A 19,431-nucleotide genomic window follows, 5' to 3' on the forward strand; every position below is an offset into this window, starting at 1 on the left:
CGAGCCGGTTCGCCGGAACCGGCCATCCCAGATGACGAAGGCAACTACGCTCGGTAGTTCTCACTGGTCCGTGGTGTTTTCCGTTGTGCTGTGCCCTGGATGTGCCGGCGAGGGCACAGCGAGCAAGGACATGAAGTCGGACTCCCCACGCCTTGGCGGCGCCCCTGCACCCGCCCTGGCTTCGACGGTGATCTTCAGGGGGCAGGGAACGAGACCGCGGACGTCGAAGAAGCTCAGGCAGCCCTCGTACTGCTCGTCCGCTTCGTCGGAGCGGTCAGTGATCCGCGGGTTGACCAGAATGATGGCCGGGGCGTCGCCGGGCGGCTGGACGACGGAGACGGCACATCCGATGCCGATCTGCGCGATGGCGGTGCTCGGGCCGGCTCCGGTGTAGGCCAGGTCCGCCAGTACAGGAATCTTCAGGCGGGCGCAGCGGTCCCGCCGTCGGGGCCCGGCCCGGGCGGTCAGTCCGAGCCTGCTTGCGCCGTGCGATCCTGCGCCGCGATGTGAGCCAGGATGACTTTGGTGAGATCCGCGAAGGTGTCGAGCTGGTCGGGGGTGAGCGCGTCGACGAACCAGCGGCGCACATGGCCCACGTGGCGAGGCGCGGCCGCCTCGATGGCCTCGCGGCCCGCCTGTGTCAGCGAGACGTGGATGCCGCGATTGTCGGTGAGGCAGGGTTCCCGGGTGACCAGGCCCCGGCGGACCATGCGGTTCAGATGCTGGGTGAGCCGGCTCTTCTCCCAGTTGATCGCCTTCCTCAGTTCGATCGCGCGCATTCGGCCGTCCGCGGCCTCCGAGAGGCTCACCAGAACCGCGTAGTCCGCGTCCGACAGCCCGGTCTCGGCCTGAAGTTCCCGTCCGACCCGGTCGCGGAGCTGTGTATCCAGCTCAATGAGCCCCCGCCACGCGTTTTGCTCGCGCTCGCTCAGCCAGTCGCCGTCACTCATGAGTTCATGATACGGAATGGTTGACACGTGAACCGCATGAGCCGTGTGCCGGCCGTCCCGCTCGATGTGGCTCCAGCGGGAGTTCGATGACGAGCCGTTTGGGGGGCGCCGACGAGGTGGGGGGTGTGGAACCGAGCGCGTCGGCCAGCCGGTCGGCGGCGTCGGCCAGGCGGGTGTGTGCCTCGGGAGTGGGGACGTGCTTCCGGGCGGAGCCGGCTGCGCGGTCGGTGAAGGCCGAGTCGAGGAGGAACGTCCCTTCGATGATGTGCCGTGCACCGAGCACCGACAGCACGGGGCGTAGCGCGTAGTCGACGGCGAGCAGGTGCGCCAGTGTGCCGCCGGTGGCCAGCGGGAGGACGGCCTTTCCTGCCAGCGCGTCCTGAGGGAGCAGGTCCAGGAGGGACTTGAGCAGTCCGGAATAGGAGGCCTTGAAGATCGGCGTGGCGACGATCAGGCCGTCGGCCTGCGCGATCCGTTCCAGCGCGCCGGCTATCCGCGGGTGCTCTGTGTCGCCGTTGAGCAGTTCGGCCGCGGGCAGTTCGCGTACGGCGATGTGGTCCACGGTGTGGCCGCGGGCTTCGAGCGTGGCAAGGGTGGCCTGCGCGGCGCTCGCGGTTCGTGAGGTCGGGGCCGGGCTGCCGCTGAGAGCGAGAACGGCGGACATGGGGTGACTCTCCTGACGGGTGAGGAAGGCGGCAAGGGAGCTTTCCGTGTCAGGCGTCGCCGAGTTCGCGGCGCAGTACGGGCAGGACCTGCTCGCCGAGAAGGTCGAGTTGCTCGCGGACGGTCTTCTCGGGAATGCCGGCGAAATCCAGGCCGAACAGGATGCGTGAGGTGCGGCCGAAGTACTTGGGGAAGCGGAGCACCTTGTCGATGACCTGCTGGGGGCTTCCCACGGTCAGGCCCGTGTTGGCCACAGCGTGTTCCAGGTCGACGCCCTGGTTGATGGGGTGGCCGTGGAAGTAGGGGGCGTATTCGGTCCAGGCGTCCTGGGAGTTGGGACGGACGAAGACGCCCCCTCCGGCTCCGACGATGGCGTCCTCCGGGCGTCCGTGGCCGTGGTGGGCGTAGCGTTCCCGGTAGAGGTTCACGTACTGCTGGAAGTACTCCATCGTCATGAACAGGTTGTTGACGAAGAAGCCGTCGCCGTAGGTGGCGGCCTGTTCGGCGATCTCCGGGCTGCGGATGGAGCCGTGCCACACGAACGGCGGGGTGCCGTTGAGAGGGCGGGGCATGGCGGTGAAGTTCCTGAGCGGAGTGCGGAAGCGACCGCTCCAGTCCACGTTCTCCTCACGCCACAGCCGGCGCAGCAGGGCGTAGTTCTCCACCGCCAGCGGGATGCCCTGGCGGATGTCCTGGCCGAACCAGGGGTAGACCTCGGCGGTGTTGCCACGTCCGAGCATGAGGTCGACCCGGCCGTTCGCCAGGTGCTGGAGGGTGGCGAAGTCCTCGGCGATCTTCACCGGGTCGTTCGTGGTGATCAGCGTGGTCGAGGTGGACAGGGTGATGCGCTCGGTGCGCGCCGCGATATACGCGAGCAGCGTGGAGTCCGCGCTGGAGATGAATGGCGGGTTGTGGTGCTCGCCGATGGCGTAGACGTCGAATCCGGCGTCCTCGGCGTGCTTGGCGATCCGGGTGATCGCGTGGATGCGCTCGAACTCGGTGGGTGCCTGGCCGGTGTTCGGATCGGGGTGGATGTCGCCTACCCCGAAGATGCCGATTTCCATGATGGCGGTCCGTTGTCCTTTGTCCGGGGTCCGGGTCAGATCGCGAGCGCGCTGGTGGCTATCGCGGCGAGTGCGACCAGGCCGAGGATGATCGGGCCGATCGCTCCGCCGCGGGCCTTGGGGTCGGCGTAGTCCCCCGCGCGGCCGTGGTAGACCACGGCTCCGGCGAAGACGATCACCAGGCCCACCGCTGCGGCGATGCCCAGTGGGTGCCAGAAGATTCCCGCGATCAGGCCCACGGCGGCGGCGGCCTCGGCCACGCCGATCAGCCGGGTCAGCGAGGCGCTGACTCCCAGGTGCTCCTGCAGCAGCTGGGGCACGCTGCCCTTCAGGGTGATCTTGGGGATACCCGCCCCGAGGGCGGCGAGGGCGAGCAGGGCGCTGAGGACGGCGGCGGCGATGAACATGGCGACTCCCCGGGGAGGGTGGTTGATGTGTTAACCAAACCGTACATGACACTTGGTTAACGCATCAACCACCCCGGGCCGCACCGGGCCGCCACCGCGCCCCTGGCAGATTGGTTGATGCGTTAACCTTTCGGCGATAAGTTGGGTAACACATCAACCAAATCGTTCTCGGAACTCCAGGAGAAACCCGTGACCGAACAGAAGATCATCGCGGTGGTCGGCGCGACCGGCGCCCAGGGCGGCGGCCTCGTGCGCGCGATCCTCGCCGACCCGGACGGCGGGTTCGTCGCGCGCGCCCTGACCCGTAACGCCGCCTCGGACAAGGCCCGAGAGCTCGCCGCACAGGGCGTCGAGGTGGTCGAGGCCGACATCAGCGACGAAACAAGCCTCGCCAAGGCATTCGAAGGCGCATACGGCGCATACCTGATGACCAACTTCTGGGAGCACGCGTCCCCGCAGAAGGAGAAGTCGGACGCGGCCGCCATGGTCGGCGCGGCGAAGAGCGCGGGCCTCAGCCACGTGATCTGGTCCACGCTGGAGGACACCCGCGAGCACATCCCGCTCAGCGACGAGCGCATGCCGACACTGCTCGACAGCTACAAGGTGCCGCACTTCGACGCGAAGGCGGAGGCCAACCAGTTCTTCACCGACGCCGGAGTGCCGACCACCTTCCTGCAGACCACGTTCTACTGGGAGAACTTCGTCAGCTTCATGAGGGTCCAGCGGGACCAGGACGGGCGGCTGATCCTGCCCCTGGCGATGGGCGAGAGCCAGTTGGCCGGCATCGCCGTCGAGGACATCGGCCGCACCGCCTACGGAATCCTCAAGCGCGGCCAGGAGCTCATCGGCCGGACCGTGAGCATCGCCGGCGAGCACCTGACCGGCGCGCAGATGGCGGCCGTCCTCGGCAAGGCCCTCGGCGAGGAGGTCACTTACGTGCCCGTGCCCTTCGACGCGCTGCGCGCCCAGCCGTGGCCCGGCGCCACCGAGAACGGCAACATGTTCCAGTACTACGCCGAGGTGCCGCAGTTCGTCGCCGCACGCGACCTCGACCTCGTGCGCAGCCTCAACCCCGATCTGCAGACCTTCGAACAGTGGGTCGCCGCGCACAAGGACGCCCTCGCCGGCGCCTGACGGCCAACTGCGAACCACAGCCGGTGAGGCGCGGAACACCCGAGGCCCTCGTCTCGCCAGCCTGTGGTCCATCTTCCGCGCGGGGTTCCCGCCCGCCGGGCGCGGCACCTATCTGCCTCTGGTCAAGGCAGTTCCCCCGGGGTGCCGCGCCCACCTTCTGCCCGACACCTTCCCCCCGGAGCTCGCCCTCTGAGTGGGCGCCGTGGGATGCGGTCAGCCATAGGGACCGGAATGGGTTACTTACGGGGAAATGCTCAGGCTCGAAGTTCCTTGACCATGACCGCGTACACCGGCGAGTCGGCGAACGGCTGTTGCTCGCCGGCCTTGGCGTACCCCCACGACTCGTACAGTGCCTGCACCTTGGGGTGGGTCACGTCGACCAGCAGCACGGCGAGGTCCTCTGTGCGCTCTTTCAGGAGCGCTTCGTGGAGCCGTTCGGAGATGCCCTGCTTGCGCCAGCTGGGACGCACCATGACCTCGGAAACCGCGTAGGTGGAGGAGTAGCCGTTGTTCGGCTTGTGTGCAACGAGACACGACCAGGGAGGGACACAATGAGTGCGGAAGCAAGACCGGGTCGGCCTCCTCCCGCAGCCCGTCGACTCGACGCCGAGCGGCGACCTCGTGCTGTTCCAGCAGCCCGACAACTGACGGCATCCGCGACCTCCCGGGGAAGAGCGACCCGACGGGCCACCACTCCCACGGAACCACCGCTCCTATCCCCGACCAGCGGAAACGCGTCGATCACGTCCGGAAAGACAACACCCTCTTAGTACCGTGCGGGAAGATGCCTTCCCCGAACTCGTCCGATCACGGTCTGTCCCGTGAGCGCTGGACGCCGCCCTCGCCCTTCGGAACACCCCAGTCGATGACTCGCAGTCCGCCCGCTTCAACTGCCTCCCGGTGACACGGAGTTGTTGTATCGCGGTCTCGCCATGTCGTCCTGCCGGACATCAGCACCCTGACACTGCTGGAGGACGTACTCGGCACTGTGCCGCCTCGCAGACAAGGCCGCGGAGCTGCACAACCACGCGCCGCGGGGAAGGCACAGCTCCTCGGTGCCTGACCGCCAAGCATGAGGCGACCTGTCGTGCCAGACGTCCAACAGCGGCACCAAGTTTCCGCACAAGCTGACGTAGGGAGCAGAACGGTCCAACCGCCCTCCCCGCTGGCAACCTAACCGGCCAAAATCATCCACCGACAACAGCTTAAGCAGCAGGTCAGAGGCATGCTCGCTCGCGACCCCACTCGCCTGACCTCATACGGAGAACCGTCGCTGGCGCGTATCCGCTACCCTGTCCTTGGTCGGGTGTTGGTACGCCATGTTGTCTCTCAGGCATCCCTGGTGGAGAACGTCGCATCACGTCTGACCAGCGGGCTTGTGCTCCTCGTTGAAGATCTGCGGCCTGGATTTTCAGCAAGGTTTTCTACAAGCCCCCGCCTTCGTAGCTCAGGGGATAGAGCACCGCTCTCCTAAAGCGGGTGTCGCAGGTTCGAATCCTGCCGGGGGCACAGTAAAAAGCCTGGTCAGAGGCCCTTTCGTCCGACGGACGGGAGGGCCTTCGTGCTCGCACCACACATAGGGCACCCATGCGGCTGCGGGCAGAGGTGGGGAGCTGTGCGAGATGCCCGCGAAGGACGAGCTGGCCCGGCGTCGGCACGAGAGGCTGGTCGCCCGTCTTGAGTCGCTGATGCGGGCCGCGCTGAAGCCGGAGTACGAGGGGTACTACGGGCAGCTGATCCTTGGCGCTGACGATCTTGCGGAGATGGGCGACCTCAAGGACGTCGGGCGTGCCGCCAGGGAAGCGGAACGGTGTCTCGGCTGGAAGACGACCACCCACCTCGTCGGCGGGACGCTCTTCGTCCTCGACGAGCGCGAGGTGCCCGAGACATCGGCATCCCCTCCGCCTGCTTCGGGCTGCGTACTGCTGCTGGTCCCAGGCTACGGGCTTCCCCCTGCCCTCTCACACCTTGGGACGAGAGCGGGGCATGCGTCATGCCTGGCCGCCGAGCGACAGCCGCAGTTCTTCGGCGCGCGCCTGGTCGCCCTCCTCAGCAAGTGCCGCCCCCAACCAGGTAGCCGGCCGGAACGGATACGGCACACATGAGGCCGGGAATGGCTGAGAACTCGCAAAAACCGTGGAGGGGTGATTTCCCAGCTCAGGCGCACTGGAGACTACGTTTACGCAGGTCACAGCCCCGCCCAGGGAAAACTCCTTAAAGCGGGTGTCGCAGGTTCGAATCCTGCCGGGGGCACCATGCGTTACCGCTCTGACCTGGGGTTTCTTCCCCAGGGAGGGCTTCTGCTCGGCCTCGGACTCCTCGTCCGGGGCCGTTTGCGTGAGCGGACGTGCGTCGTCGTGAGTCCCGGGCCGGAAACCACCTGTGCTGGGAGAGGGCCGCCACGTCTTGATCGGGAGCCCCTGGCGTCCTGGAAGCGCGGGTCAGCGCTGCCTTCCTGATTCCGTCGCGGACAGCCCCTCGGGTGCCGTGCCCTCGGTGACGCTCAGGTCCTGGGTTCCTATGACGGACAGCAGTTCCAGCTGCTCGGCTCCCCGGCTTCCGGGCGGCGCGGTGAACCACAGCAGGCGTTGGCGTCCGTCCTCACTGAGCAGGTTGTAGCAGTCGAGTTCGATGATGCCGAGCGTGGGGTGGACGATCTTCTTGTGGTCCTTGCGGCGCACCGCGACGTCGTGGGTGTCCCAGAGGGCTACGAACTCCTGGCTGCGGCGGCGCAGTACGGCGACCATCTTGGTGACCTCCGCGTCGCGGCCGCGGTGGGCAGCCGCTGCCTGGAGGTCGGCCACGAACACCCGGGAGTGGTGCGGGTGATCCTCGGGCGGGTACCTCTCGCGCGCCTGCGGATCGGTGAACCAGCGGTACACGAAGCTTGCCGTCGGGCCGCGGTGTGCCGGGGACTTGCCGAGCAAGTTACGGGCCAGGTCGTTCTCCACCAGGGTTTCGTGCAGGTCGGTGATGACGCGCGCGGGGGTGTTGGACAGTCGGTCCAACAGTCCGAGAAGCGCGGGCTGCACATGTGCCGACGGTCCGTGTGCCGACGGGGGGATCGGCCGTTCGGCCAGATGGAACAGGTGGTCGCGCTCGTCGCCGTTCAGGCGCAGGGCTCGGGCGAGGGCGGCCAGGGTCTGGGCCGAGGGCTGCACGCCGTTCTTTGCGCTGCCGCGTTCCAACTCGGTGTAGTAGTCGGCTGACAGCCCTGCCAGCTGGGCGACTTCCTCGCGGCGCAGCCCGGGGACGCGCCGGCGCGGGCCTTGGGGGAGACCGACCTCGGCGGGGCGGATGCGGCCGCGGCGTGTCCTGAGGAAGGCGCCGAGTTCTGGAAGGTTCACCCCTTCATGGTCGCTCGCGCGACGAGCCGTATCCAGGGGGTGGCATCCCCTGGGTAAACGCAGCCCTGGCTAGGGGTGGGGGACCGGCCGATCGTTAAGGACGCAGCAGGGCGACGGCGAGACCGCGGCCCGACCCGCATTCACCACAGGAGTCAGTAATGCCTATCCCCACTTCCCTCGACAGGCTCGCTGCCCCGGCCCAGCCCTCCGTCTCACCCCGTGTCGCGATCGTCACCGGCGGCTCGCGCGGCATCGGCCGCCGGACCGTCGGTCGGCTGGCCGCCGACGGGTACGCGGTCGCGGTCGGCTATGCCGGCAACCAGGACGAGGCCGAAGCAGCCGTGAAGGAGGCTGTCACCGATGGTGTCCGGGCGATTGCGGTGCGCGCCGACGTCGCCGACGAGTACGCCGTCGAGGCTCTGTTCGACGCGGCCGAGGCGGAGTTCGGCGGTGTCGACGTCGTCGTGCACGCGGCCGGGCGGGCACACTTGGCGCCGATCGCCGAGCTGGACCTGGCCGTCCTGGACGACCTGCACCGCACCAACATCCGCGGCACGTTCGTCGTCGTCCAGCAGGCGGCCCGTCGGGTGCGCCCCGGCGGCGCGATCGTGACGTTCTCCACGTCCGTGGTGGGGCTGGCCTTCCCGAACTACGGCGCGTACTCCGCCAGCAAGGGTGCGGTCGAGGCGCTGACGCTGATCCTGGCCCGGGAGCTGCGGGGCCGGGACGTCACCGCCAACGCCGTCGCACCCGGCCCCACGGCCACCGACCTCTTCCTGGACGGCAAAGACAAGGAGACCATCGCCCGCCTGGCCGCCCAGCCCCCGCTGGAGCGACTCGGTACCCCGGCCGACATCGCCGAGGTCGTCGCGTTCCTGGCCTCCCCGGCCGGCCACTGGATCAACGGACAGGTCGTCCGCGCCAACGGCGGAATCATCTGAACCGCCCGCGGCTCCCCATCGATCAACGAAAGACGAAAGACCCGTCATGAGGAACGACGACACCGGGAAGGTCATCGTGGTCACCGGGGCCTTCAGCGGCATCGGGGCGCGGTCCATGCGTGCTCTGGCCCTCGCCGGTCACACCGTGTACGCGGGCATCCGCCAACCGCGACCCGTAACGCGACCGCGGTGGCCGAACTGGCGCGCTACGGCACCGACCACCAGGTCGCTGTGCACGCCGCCGAGTTGGACGTCACCTCCCAGGACTCCGCCGACGCCGCAGTCGACAGGATCCTCGCCGAGCGCGGCCAGCCGGACGCGGTCGTACACAACGCCGGACACATGGTCCTGGGCGCCGCCGAGGCGTTCACCGCCGAGCAACTCGCGGACCTGTACGACGTGAACGTCCTAGGCACGCAGCGCGTCAACCGCGCCGCCCTACCGCAGCTACGCGAGCAGGGCTCGGGGCTGCGGGTGTGGATTGGCAGCTCCCGCGGCGGCTACCCGCCGTTCCTCACCCCGTACTTCGCCGCCAAGGCAGCGATGGACGCCCTGGCCGTCATCACACCGCCGAGGTGCTCCCGCTCGGCATCGACACCGCGATCGTGGTGCCGGCGCGTTCACCGCCGGAACCAACCACTTCACCAACGCCGGCGCCCCGGCGGACCGTGATTGTGCCGAGCCTACGGCCAACCGTCACCGACGCCTGACGGACGATCCGGGCAAGCGTCTGGCGGCGCTCCTCCTGCCGAACGCCGATGGGGCCGAGGTCGCTGAAGCCGTCGCGCGACGGGTCGCGATGCTGCATGGCACTCAGCCGCTGCGCACCCACACAGACCCCAGCCGAGACGGCAGCGAAGTCGTCTCCGCGCTCGCCCACCGCGTCCGCGCCGACTTCTTCCGCCGCATCGGACTGGACAGCCTGCTCACTGCAGGCAGCTCCCTGTAACGTCCCACTGAGAGAAGGAACAACCAGCCATGCCTTTCGCGAACTTCAAGGTCCCCGCGAAGACCCTCACCCCGAAGCAGAAGGCGGAGATCGTCACCCGCACCACCGAGCTGTACGTCGAGATCTACGGCGAGCGCGCCCGCAACAACACCATGGTGCTGGTCGAAGAGGTCGCCGACGGCGGCTGGGGCATCTCCGGCAACGTGCTGACCCTCGCCATGCTCGGTGAGGCGACACCGACCGACACCAGCGACGCCTGACCGCACTGGCCGTCATTCGGCCAAGACAGCACCTTGAAACCGAGGGCCGCCGCCGATCGCACCCGGCGGCCCTCGGCTGGGCCCGGCTGGGCTGCGCGACCTACTTTTGCGGCTGGTGCCTGAGCCAGGACACCAATGGTTTCTCCGGGCGAGCATCCGCTGCGCCGGATTTCGTTCCCTTGTACCAACTGCCCACCGCGTCAGGAAGTCTGGACGGCTGCGGCGAGCTGGAGGGCGACGCTGGAGAAGGCCATGGTGCGGATGCGGTCGCTCGCGGTGCCGTCGCGGGCGACGTAGGCCCGCATCAGGTCGAGCGCCCGCCACACGGCCTCGTTCCACCGGGGTCGGTGAGAGCAGCGACGCTCTTCATCGTGTCCCCGTACTCGATGTCCAGGCGGAAGGTGCCGTACGGGTTGACGTTGGACCAGAACAGCGCGGTCAGGCCGCACCGGTCCTCGCCGCTCAGCTTCTTCGCCCAGGCCCGCTCGGACACTCCCGAATGCCGCGCAGTCGGCGATGGTGTTCGCGGTGGCTGGCTGTGGCGCTACGGCATGTAGTGACTGGCCTGTGTTCCCAGGACGTTCAGCAGGGCCAGGGCGTCGGCCCCGGGGGATCCCGACGGCGCGCTGAAGAGGACGAGCAACTGGTCACGGTCGGTGAGGGTGAGCGTGTCGCAGTCGACGGTGATCTCCCCGACGGCCCCTAAAGCGGGTGTCGCAGGTTCGAATCCTGCCGGGGACACAACGCGTTACCGCTCTGACCTGGGGTTTATCCCCCATGGAAGGCTCTTGCTCGGCCTCGGACTCTTCGTCCGGGGCCGTTTGCGTGAGTGGAAGGACGTCACCGGCGCGGTGGGCCGGAGGCTCGGCCGATCCGAATGGGGCGACAGGCCATGGACACCTGGCACCCACACGTGTGCCGGCATGCTCAGGAGGACCACGCCGCGAGGAGTTCCGCCGGGCCGTACGCAGCGTCGAGCCCCGTGCAGTCGGTCCCGCTGCGCGAGACAGCAATCACAGGCACGGGAGCAGGTGTGAGCGCGGCGCGGTGCCGGTGCAGAGCCGCGAGATCGTGCCGGTCGAACGGGGAGTTCTCCAGCCACTTCACCGAGCCGACGAACAACAGCTCCTTGGCGATCGGCGCGCGGTCCGCTCCCACGACGTCGATCTCCACATCGTTGGTACGGGTCCAGTAACCGCCGATGGCGGGGGCGGCAGGGAGGTTCGCGTCAGGCAGCAGCCGTGCCAGCGCCTCGCGCACCAGAGGTTCAATGGCCCTGCCACGCCAACTGGTCCAGTTTTCACGGATGCGCTGCAGTGTCAGGTCACCCCGGCCCCGCTCGATCTCTTCCATCGCCGGCCCCAGGAGCTTCAGCCAGAAGCGGAGGTAGGGATCCGCGACCCGATAGCGACGATCCTTCGAAGGCCGCGTGGACACGGGAAGCTCCGCCGCGATCACCCGCTTGTCCGCAAGGATCCCCAGCGACCGCTGCAGCGGGGTCGCCCCGATCCCGCCAGCGGCGCGGGCAATATTGGAGAACGTCCGCTCACCGCTGCCGATCGCCGAGAGGACGGTGCGGGCTTGGACCTGCTGGGGGAACTCTGCAGCAAGCGAGCGCTCTGCCGACACCAGCAAGGCCGAGACCGGATCGCTGAGCGCCGCCTGCAGGAACTCCCACATTCCGGCGCCGTGCATCCATTCCGCACAGATCAGAGGCAGCCCACCGGTGATCAAGGCCGCATCGAAGGCCGAGGCAGGATCGAGGCCGAGCATCTCGCCCACCTCCGCCGGGTTGAGCGGACCCAGCACCATCTCCCGTCCGCGCTGGTGGAACGGGCGTCCATAGCTGTTCAGCGCCTCCATCATCGACAGATCGGAACCGATGAGAACCAGCAGAACTGGCTTCTTCTCCAACAATCGGTCCCAGGCTCGTTGAAGCATGCCCTCGAAGGCGCCCTCCGCATCCATCAAATAGGGCACCTCGTCCATGACCACCACGCTCGCCCGGTCGGGCGGCAGTGCCGCCGCCAATACGTCGAAGGCCGCATCCCAACTCGCCGGGCGGGCCGCGGACAGCAGATTCGCCAGCGGAAGACTGGACGACTGCGCATCCTGGCCGAGCCGCTCCAGGTCCGCCCCCGGCGACGCCCCTGTGGCGGCATAGAAGAGGAACGGCGCACCGGACCTCTCGGCGAACCGCTCCACCAATCGCGACTTACCCACCCGGCGGCGCCCTCGAAGCATCACGCACCGCCCGGGCCGCTCCCCACCGACCCCGGCCGTCACCTTGCCCAGCTCGCGATCCAGCGTCTCGAGTTCGTGCCGCCTGCCCACGAAATCTGCCATGCCGCCACCTCTCCAGCCTCACCTAATGCCGCAGATACTAACATCGAAGTTAGCAACATTGCAGTTAGTTACAGGCGATAGATCGGAGACGCATACTCCCCCCGGTGCACCACGGGAGAAGATCAGCCTTCCGCGCCCCAGCATGGTCCGCCATTGGACGCCCCCACGATCGCCGGGTGCGTGAGCGGTGCGTGAGCGGACTGTGCAACAGGAGCGCGCTCCCTGACGCATCCAACGCTTCAGGGCACGGCCGACACCCAGCGCACAAGCCCGCGCAGCACAAGCCCGCAGCGGAGTATGGACTGACAGCGAAGCCCAGCGCCACAACGCTCCGGTCCATCACGCAGCCGCCGTTCCGGCTCCGCAGCCGCCGCAAGCACGGCGCCGCTGATCACCACTCCACGGGCAACGTGGGAGAGCGCCGCGTGGTGTCGCCGATCACCGGGCTCACGCATCCAGCCAGTACGGCAGCCGCACGACGAACTCCCGGACTCACGCGCTCATGAGGATCTCTCCAGGGGGATATGCGTCCGGGATCGACTGGCCTCGCGAGGCTCGTCCGGATCACGCTGTCACTGGCGCGCAAAGCCGACGCCAGTTCTCCTACAGCCCGGCATGCCCCCTGCACCGAGGGCGCAGGCATCCACCAGAGCGCGGCAATCGTGCGCTTGCCGCTCCGTAGCAATCGCGGTGAACAGAGGGTGCGCCTGGGTCTCGCGAGCCACTTAGCCTTTCTTTTTTCCCCAACCTCTAGTCGAATAGCGCCACTTGAAGCACACGTGTGTCGTGCGTTGCGGCTGTCCCTGACCAGGACCCCATCTACCTGCAGCCGACCGCGTCACGGGAAGGACCCCCCACAAGTGACCTACAGACCCTGGATGCTCAGGGCAGCGGCGCCCGGTGTCGCTCTTGCGGCGGTGGCAGCCACGTTCTCGGCCTTCGCGGTGGCGCAGGCCACGAGGGTGCACCGACGGCGACCGCGGACCGGCACGATCCGATGGACCACGCCGAGGCACGACCACGACTTGGCGCCAACATCAAGATCGAGATCGTCAAGGAGTCCAAGGACGGCTCCACGATCTTGCTCAAGCTCGGCCCCGCGGCGAAGTACGCACTCTGACCGGAGAAGCCACGACCGGCCGCAACCTCGGACGAAGGCCGTGGCCGGTCCCCGCGGCAACCCGATCACCGGGACCCTGGCCACCCCCTTTCTCCGACTCGTCATCCCCTTCGGAGCCCACGGGGATGACCTCACGGCCGAGACAGTCCTCGCATCGTGCCCAAGCTCGTCGTCTTCCTGTTCCTCTTCCTCCAGCGCTGCACCTGCAACAGGTCCGCGCGAGGCGCCACGAAGCAGTCCGGGCCGGGTTCACGGCTCTGGGTCGCAGACCTGCGAGTGGAAGACGGCTCGTCCCCCGGAGTGCGACGACTGTTCGACGGCCGACTGAGCAGGCCGAGCAGCCGCCTGTCCACAGCTACCTGAGAACCCCCGGCCCGGCATACGACTACGGCGCCCAGCCGCCGTGCCTGACGACGCCTGGCGCCGCCGACGGGGGCGGCCCACGACACCCCTCGGGGCGGGGCACCCCGGCCCCCCGGGGGGGGCACCTCCCCTTGGCGAGAGATCGCCACGTCGAACGGAGACACACATGCCCAGCTCTCCCCTGAACCGTCGCGCGTTCGTCCTCCTCGGTGCCACGGTCGCCGCGGCAGCCGGCGCCCGGACATCGGTGGCCGCCGCGGCGACCTCCCCGACTGCGCTCGCCGGCGCGCCGGCGCCGGTCCGGATCGTCGACGACAAGGCGACCCCCGCCACCCGCGCGCTGTTCGCGTACCTGAAGCGGCAGCAGGGCAAAGGCATCCTGTTCGGTCACCAGCACGACCTCACCTATGGCTTCACCTTCACCACCCCCGACGGCAAGGCGTCCGACACCAGGGCGGCGGTGGGCGACTACCCCGCGGTCTTCGGCTGGGACACCCTCATCCTCGACGGCGACGAACGCCCCGGCGTCGAGGGCGGGACCGAAGCCGAGAACATCGCCGCGCTCAGCCGGTGCATCCGGCAGGGGGACGCACGCGGCGGGATCAACACCCTCAGCGCTCACATGCCGAACTTCGTCACCGGCGAGAACTTCTACGACACAACGGGGCGAGTGGTCAGCCAGATCCTTCCCGGAGGCGCGAAACACGCGGACTTCAACGCCTTCCTCGACCGCATCGCGAAGGCGGTCAAGGGCGCACGGCGGCCGGACGGCACCGCGATCCCGGTCGTCTTCCGCCCCTTCCACGAGAACAACGGAGCCTGGTTCTGGTGGGGCGCCGGGCACGCCACCTCGGCCGAGTTCATCGAGCTGTTCCGCTACACCGTCGAGTACCTGCGCGACACCGGGGGCGTCCATAACCTGCTCTACGCCTACTCGCCCAACTCGAGTTTCGGAGGCGACCCGACCGGTTACCTGAAGACCTACCCTGGCGACCGTTTCGTCGACATCCTCGGCTACGACTCCTACGACGAAAACGCCGGACCGACGCCCTGGCTGGACGGTGTGGTGAAGGATCTGGCGATGGTGGTCCGGCTGGCGAACGAGCGAGGCAAGGTGCCGGCCTTCACCGAGTTCGGGGAAGGCGGCACCGAGGTCCGCAACCGGCAGTGGTTCACCCAGCTGTTGCAGGCCGTCAAGGCGGACCCGCTGGCCCGTCGGATGACGTACATGCTCACCTGGGCCAACTTCGGAGGCACCAAGCGTGCTTATATCCCGTACCCGGGCCACGTCCTGCTGCCGGACTTCGTCGCCTACCACCAGGACCCCTACACCCTGTTCGCCGCCGATCTCCGGGGGGTGTACTCCGCTCGCACCACCGCTGTCAGGAACGCCCCGTTCATGCACCTCGTGACCCCTACGGACCGGCAGCGTGTAGCGGCCTCCAAGACCACCGTCCGGGTGCGTGTCACGCCCGCGAGGGCGAGCCGGGTCACCTATTCCGTGAACGGCGGACGCGCCAGACGGCTGTGCCTCGACGCCGACGGCTTCTACTCGGGCGACTGGTCGCTCGACCCGGCCTTGCGGAACAACCGCTCGGTGACCCTCACCGTGAGCGCGCGGGTGGACTGCAGGACGCTCACCGACTCGGCCGTGGTCCTCCTCGGCGCGGTCGCACCCCTGCCTGCCGGCTGGGTCGACGACTTCGAGGGATACGCCGGAGACGATGTCGCCCTGAGCGAGGCGTATACCCATGTCAACTCCCACACCCTCACCCTGTCGGCCGACCACAAGTCCTCGGGCTCGTACGGACTGGCCTACGCGTACGACTTCACCGGCGCCGAGTACACCGGCACAGGCAAGCCGGTCGACGCGGACTGGTCCGACTTCACGTCCCTCGCGCTGTGGCTGCGGGGCGACGGTTCCGCAAACGGCGGCGCGCTCCAGATCGTCGCCGGCGGAGTCGATTTCTGGTACCAGGTTCCGCTGACCGACACGAGCGGGCAGGAGGTCAGGGCACCTTTCAGCGAGTTCACGCCCGCTCCCTGGGACACCGCACACGCCGGAACCGTGCTCGATGCGGCTCACCTCGCCAAGGTGACGGCGTTCAATCTGTACCTCGTCCATGGGAGCGGCGCGGCGACCAAAGGCATCGTGTACGTGGACGACATCAGGGCCGAATGACACACCGGCACGCTGTAACCCCCTGCCGAATGACACACCCGGCGCGGGGTTACCGCCGCCCGAGTCCCCTGGCGCCGAGATCACGCTCCCGTGCGGGGGCCGCGCCGGACGTCCCGCGTAGGCCGCATCCCGTTGCTGGAGGCCGCGGAACGAATCGTGGACGCCCTGCCAGGAGGCACCTCCGCAGAACGGATTCGGCACACATGAGGCCGGGAAAGCCCGCGAACACGTGAGAACTACGGAGGAGTGTTTCCCCGGGCCAGGCGCCGCACAGTCGACGTCTCCGCAGGTCACAGCCCCGCCCAGTGAAAACTCCTAAAGCGGGTGTCGCAGGTTCGAATCCTGCCGGGGGCACAACGCGTTACCGCTCTGACCTGGAGTTTCTCCCTCAGGGAGAGTTCCTACTCGGCCTCGGACTGCTCGTCCGGGGCCGTTTGCGTGAGCGGACGGGGAGTTGATCTCACGAATTCCTCCCGACGGATCAGCATCATCAAGCACGAGCTCTTCCGCCTTGCCTGGCTCGGGCGCCGCGGCGGAAGCGGTGTTCTCGCGCTCTCGCCGACAGGTCAGGCGGACTGGCGGACTGGCGGACTGGCGGACTGGCGCAAGCGAGGGCGCGCCGAGGCTCGGTTGGGCGGGACAACGGTCACTGACCGCTGATCGCGCGGGACACTCCCGCCGTGACCGTGGCGGCCAGGATCCAGCCGGCCGCGATCAGCGCATAGGCCAGCCATTGCCCACTGCCCCGTGACGCGAAGGCGCCTTCCTGGAGCGGGGGGGCGGGCAGGGCTTTCCGGGCCCCCCGCTTCCCTGTCGGCTGTCGCGCTCGCCGGGACGGTCAATCCGACAGAGGTTGCTCGGCCCAGATCGTCTTGCCGGCGGAGGTCTGGCGGCTGCCCCAGCGCTCGGCGACCTGGGCGACGAGCAGCAGTCCGCGTCCGCCCTCGTCGAAGGCGCGGGCCCGCCGTAGGTGCGGGGCGGTGCTGCTGCCGTCGGAGACTTCGCAGATGAGCGCGTCGGCGCGAATGAGCCGCAGCTGAATGGGGGCGTTGCCGTAACGGATGGCGTTGGTGACCAACTCGCTCACGATCAGTTCGGTGGCGAACTCGAGCTCGGCCAGGCCCCAGGCGTCCAGCTGTTCGCCCGCCATCCGGCGGGCCCCGGCGACGGCCGCGGGATCCACGGGCAGCTGCCAGGTGTGCGCCTGATCCGCGCCGAGACCGGCAGTATGGGCCAGGAGCAGGACGACGTCGTCGGCAGGGGGTTCGGGCATCACCTTGCGCAGCACTTCGTCGCAGGCCTCGTCCAGGTCGGCGGCCGGGCGGCGAAGCGCTTCGGTCAGCAGCTCCAGTCCGACGTCGATATCGCGACCGCGGGCCTCGATCAGGCCGTCGGTGTAGAGGGCGAGCAGGCTGCCCTCGCTCACGTCGATCCGGGCGGCCTCGAAGGGCAGTCCGCCCAGGCCGAGCGGTGGACCGGCGGGCAGGTCCAGGACTTGGACGGTGCCGTCGGAGGTCACCAGGACGGGCGGCGGGTGCCCGGCCCGTGCCAGGTCGCATCGGCCGGCGACGGGGTCGTAGACGGCGTACAGGCAGGTGGCACCCACCTCTCCCGAGGCCCCCTCCGCCTGCCCTCGCGTGTCCGGGCCTTCCTCCCGGTCCAGGCGGATGACCAGGTCGTCCAGCCGGGTGAGCAGCTCGTCGGGCGGAAAGTCGGCGTCGGCGAGCGTCCGTACCGCGGTGCGCAGGCGGCCCATCGTGGCCGAGGCGTGCACGCCGTGGCCCACGACGTCACCCACCACCAGCGCGACCCGTCCCCCGGACAGCACGATCACGTCGAACCAGTCTCCGCCGATCCCGTCCGCCGAGCGGGCGGGAAAGTAGCGGTAGGCGAGGTCCACCGCCGCCAGCTCCGGCAGCCGCTCGGGCAGCAGATTGCGCTGGAGGGCGAGTGCCGTCCGGCGCTCGCGGGTGTAGCGGCGGGCGTTGTCGATGCTCACCGCTGCCCGGGCGGCGATCTCCTCAGCGAGCAGCAGGTCTTCCTCGCTGAAGGCTTCCGCCGTCCGGTGCCGCAGGAAGTACACCAGGCCCAGGGCCACCCCGCGGGCACGCAGCGGCACCATCATGACCGTATGGATCATGCATCGGCCCAGGGCCCTCGGCCGGGCCGGGGAAACCGCTCTCCACCCCCGCAGCGAGGGGTCACCCGCCTGGTGCCGGCTGCCCCGACCGGTGACCAGGGCCCGGACCGGGAGCGAGTCCTCGGGGCAGACGTCCGCCTCCCCCGGCGTGAGCACGGACTCCGGGCAGTCCCTGAGCACCGACCGCTGCGCGGCACGGCGGAAGACGACCGGCCCGGGGGGCGGTACCGGTTCCGGCTCGTCGCCCCGGAGGACGGACTCCAGCAGGTCGACGGCGGCGAAGTCGGCGAACCCGTCCACCGCCACCTCGGCCAGTTCCTCGGCCGTCCGGGTCACGTTCAGGCTGCTGCCGATGCGCAGGCTGGCCTCGTTGAGCACCGCCAGGCGGCGCCGGGCCCAGTACTGTTCGGTGGTGTCGATCACCAGCGCCGACACGCCCTGCACTGCGCCGCTCCCATCCCTCAACGGGGAGAGGAACATCGACCTGGCGCGTGCGCGGGTGTCACCGGGGGCCTGCGAGGCGTACTCGCGGAAGAGCATGGACCCGGTACGCAGGACCTGCCGCTGGAGACGGTCGATCTCGTCAAAGGGCGGGTGGGGCTCGATCTCCCACAGGGTGAGCCCTCTCATCTCCTCCTGGGGCTTGCCCAATGCCTGGATCATCAACTCGTTGGCCGCCACAAACCGCGCTTCGCGGTCGTAGATCGCCACGGGCTGCGGGAGCTGCGCGAGCGTCCAGTCCCACAGCTCCGCCGCTCCCGGGGCGGCCGGCGCGGAAAGGAGCGTCACCGTCATCTCGGTGACGAGCCAGAGGGTCTGGCCATCCACGTTCACCAGCGGCATTCCCTGAAACTGCGCAACGACCCGACCTCCACCCCGGTGCCGTAGCGCCACCTCACTTCCCCACGGCTTTCCGGCAGCCATACGGCGCTGCACGGAGACAGCCAGCTCCGCGGCGAGCAGGCCGGAGGCCGGCCGACCCAGCACTTCGTCCGGCTCGTACCCGAGCAGTTGTTCGGCCCCGGCGCTCCACGCCAAGACGGTTCCGCGGGCGTCGATGACCACCGCGAAGTCCTCGGGTGCTGCTGCACCCTCTGCTCCTATGTTCGTGTCGGGCTCGTTGTCCATGGGTGTATCCCGACCTCATACCTGCCGGCCCAGCACGGCGCTGCGCCCCAGCACTGCCTCCAGCATCCCGCTTCGGCACACGCAGCTCAACCGACCACACCACGCATGCGTGTGGCAGCCTCGGAGATCAGCGGACACGCGCTTCAGCCCGGCCAGGGCGGGGGCCTGGCCGGCCTGCGGCTCGGACTGGCCGGTGGACCCGCTGCTCCCTTTCATCCAGATCGCCACCGCGATCGACCGCAGCAACCCTGAGGGGAACGAGCCGCCGCTCAACGGCAGCGGAAGGACCTGCCCCGGACCCAACCGGTGGCCATGCACCCCGCGGAAGCGGCGCGCCAGTTGCCTGACGGCGGCTCGGCAACGCTCGGCCGGGCCGACGGGCGTCTCCCTCCGGCACGACCCGCACCGGCGTAATCCCCACGCCGCCGGCGATCAGC

Annotated in this window: 18 protein-coding genes, 2 tRNA genes and 1 pseudogene; 10 read left to right on the plus strand and 11 right to left on the minus strand. The window is 68.9% G+C overall.

Features of this window, described 5'->3' with window-relative positions; translation table 11 throughout:
* Positions 1-60 precede the first annotated feature (60 nt).
* Genes ACYUED_RS18220 through ACYUED_RS18240 form a run of 5 tightly spaced genes read right to left on the minus strand, consistent with a single transcriptional unit; the run spans position 61 to position 3,084 of the window.
* Positions 61-579, minus strand: coding sequence for a peptide deformylase (locus ACYUED_RS18220; RefSeq protein ID WP_491294316.1), 519 nt, complete (start codon positions 577-579; stop codon positions 61-63).
* The gene (locus ACYUED_RS18225) at positions 465-950 is read right to left on the minus strand and encodes a MarR family winged helix-turn-helix transcriptional regulator (protein WP_491293336.1); all 486 of its coding nucleotides are present in this window, start codon (positions 948-950) and stop codon (positions 465-467) included. Before ACYUED_RS18225 ends, ACYUED_RS18220 begins: the two co-directional genes overlap by 115 nt.
* A gap of 4 nt (positions 951-954) precedes the next feature.
* Positions 955-1,614, minus strand: coding sequence for an NADPH-dependent FMN reductase (gene ssuE / locus ACYUED_RS18230; RefSeq protein WP_491293337.1), 660 nt, complete (start codon positions 1,612-1,614; stop codon positions 955-957).
* Positions 1,615-1,663: 49 nt separating this feature from the next.
* Positions 1,664-2,677 (minus strand): CE1758 family FMN-dependent luciferase-like monooxygenase, encoded by a 1,014-nt coding sequence (locus tag ACYUED_RS18235; protein ID WP_491293338.1) that lies wholly within the window; start codon positions 2,675-2,677, stop codon positions 1,664-1,666.
* 35 nt (positions 2,678-2,712) lie between these two features.
* On the minus strand, positions 2,713-3,084 hold the full coding sequence (locus ACYUED_RS18240; protein WP_491293339.1) for a DoxX family protein: 372 nt from the start codon (positions 3,082-3,084) through the stop codon (positions 2,713-2,715).
* Between the two features lie 189 nt (positions 3,085-3,273).
* On the opposite strand from ACYUED_RS18240, the gene ACYUED_RS18245 reads away from it, so the two are divergent.
* Positions 3,274-4,218: an NmrA/HSCARG family protein gene (locus tag ACYUED_RS18245; RefSeq protein ID WP_491293340.1), complete on the plus strand. Its 945-nt coding sequence runs from the start codon at positions 3,274-3,276 to the stop codon at positions 4,216-4,218.
* A gap of 254 nt (positions 4,219-4,472) precedes the next feature.
* On the opposite strand, the pseudogene ACYUED_RS18250 reads toward ACYUED_RS18245, so the two are convergent.
* Positions 4,473-4,736, minus strand: a pseudogene (locus ACYUED_RS18250) (GNAT family N-acetyltransferase); the annotation flags it as partial.
* Positions 4,737-5,654: 918 nt separating this feature from the next.
* Between ACYUED_RS18250 and ACYUED_RS18255 the strand changes: the two are divergent.
* Both ACYUED_RS18255 and ACYUED_RS18260 read left to right on the plus strand, forming a co-directional pair.
* Positions 5,655-5,727 (plus strand) — tRNA-Arg (locus tag ACYUED_RS18255).
* A gap of 113 nt (positions 5,728-5,840) precedes the next feature.
* Positions 5,841-6,323, plus strand: coding sequence for a hypothetical protein (locus ACYUED_RS18260; RefSeq protein WP_491293341.1), 483 nt, complete (start codon positions 5,841-5,843; stop codon positions 6,321-6,323).
* Between the two features lie 336 nt (positions 6,324-6,659).
* Here the strand turns inward: ACYUED_RS18260 and ACYUED_RS18265 are convergent, their stop codons facing one another.
* Entirely contained in the window at positions 6,660-7,565 is a 906-nt protein-coding gene (locus tag ACYUED_RS18265; RefSeq protein ID WP_491293342.1) for an MmyB family transcriptional regulator, read from the minus strand.
* A 158-nt stretch (positions 7,566-7,723) separates the two neighbouring features.
* Between ACYUED_RS18265 and ACYUED_RS18270 the strand changes: the two genes are divergently transcribed.
* From ACYUED_RS18270 to ACYUED_RS18285, 4 genes are all read left to right on the plus strand, one after another.
* A complete protein-coding gene (locus tag ACYUED_RS18270; protein WP_491293343.1) occupies positions 7,724-8,506 on the plus strand; it encodes an SDR family oxidoreductase in 783 nt (260 codons plus the stop codon).
* Between the two features lie 189 nt (positions 8,507-8,695).
* On the plus strand, positions 8,696-9,178 hold the full coding sequence (locus tag ACYUED_RS18275) for an SDR family NAD(P)-dependent oxidoreductase (protein ID WP_491293344.1): 483 nt from the start codon (positions 8,696-8,698) through the stop codon (positions 9,176-9,178).
* A gap of 127 nt (positions 9,179-9,305) precedes the next feature.
* Positions 9,306-9,455, plus strand: a complete 150-nt coding sequence (locus ACYUED_RS18280; protein ID WP_491293345.1) for a short-chain dehydrogenase/reductase — start codon at positions 9,306-9,308, stop codon at positions 9,453-9,455.
* Positions 9,456-9,484: 29 nt separating this feature from the next.
* Complete coding sequence (locus tag ACYUED_RS18285) at positions 9,485-9,715, plus strand: tautomerase family protein (RefSeq protein ID WP_491293346.1); 231 nt, start codon at positions 9,485-9,487, stop codon at positions 9,713-9,715.
* A 304-nt stretch (positions 9,716-10,019) separates the two neighbouring features.
* On the opposite strand, the gene ACYUED_RS18290 is transcribed toward ACYUED_RS18285, so the two are convergent.
* From ACYUED_RS18290 to ACYUED_RS18300, 3 genes are all read right to left on the minus strand, one after another.
* Positions 10,020-10,208: a hypothetical protein gene (locus ACYUED_RS18290; RefSeq protein ID WP_491293347.1), complete on the minus strand. Its 189-nt coding sequence runs from the start codon at positions 10,206-10,208 to the stop codon at positions 10,020-10,022.
* Positions 10,209-10,259: 51 nt separating this feature from the next.
* A complete protein-coding gene (locus ACYUED_RS18295; protein ID WP_491293348.1) occupies positions 10,260-10,457 on the minus strand; it encodes a hypothetical protein in 198 nt (65 codons plus the stop codon).
* 185 nt (positions 10,458-10,642) lie between these two features.
* The gene (locus ACYUED_RS18300; RefSeq protein WP_491293349.1) at positions 10,643-12,061 is read right to left on the minus strand and encodes an ATP-binding protein; all 1,419 of its coding nucleotides are present in this window, start codon (positions 12,059-12,061) and stop codon (positions 10,643-10,645) included.
* Between the two features lie 997 nt (positions 12,062-13,058).
* Here ACYUED_RS18300 and ACYUED_RS18305 point away from each other — a divergent pair.
* The 3 genes from ACYUED_RS18305 to ACYUED_RS18315 all read left to right on the plus strand — a co-directional run bounded on the left by ACYUED_RS18305 (position 13,059) and on the right by ACYUED_RS18315 (position 16,080).
* Positions 13,059-13,181, plus strand: a complete 123-nt coding sequence (locus ACYUED_RS18305) for a hypothetical protein (protein WP_491293350.1) — start codon at positions 13,059-13,061, stop codon at positions 13,179-13,181.
* A 529-nt stretch (positions 13,182-13,710) separates the two neighbouring features.
* Positions 13,711-15,726 (plus strand): glycosyl hydrolase, encoded by a 2,016-nt coding sequence (locus ACYUED_RS18310; RefSeq protein WP_491293351.1) that lies wholly within the window; start codon positions 13,711-13,713, stop codon positions 15,724-15,726.
* A gap of 279 nt (positions 15,727-16,005) precedes the next feature.
* Positions 16,006-16,080 (plus strand) — tRNA-OTHER (locus ACYUED_RS18315).
* Positions 16,081-16,564: 484 nt separating this feature from the next.
* On the opposite strand, the gene ACYUED_RS18320 is transcribed toward ACYUED_RS18315, so the two are convergent.
* Positions 16,565-18,994: a SpoIIE family protein phosphatase gene (locus tag ACYUED_RS18320; protein WP_491293352.1), complete on the minus strand. Its 2,430-nt coding sequence runs from the start codon at positions 18,992-18,994 to the stop codon at positions 16,565-16,567.
* Between the last annotated feature and the right edge of the window lie 437 nt (positions 18,995-19,431).

The sequence above is a fragment of the Streptomyces sp. DF42 genome, from assembly GCF_058267695.1.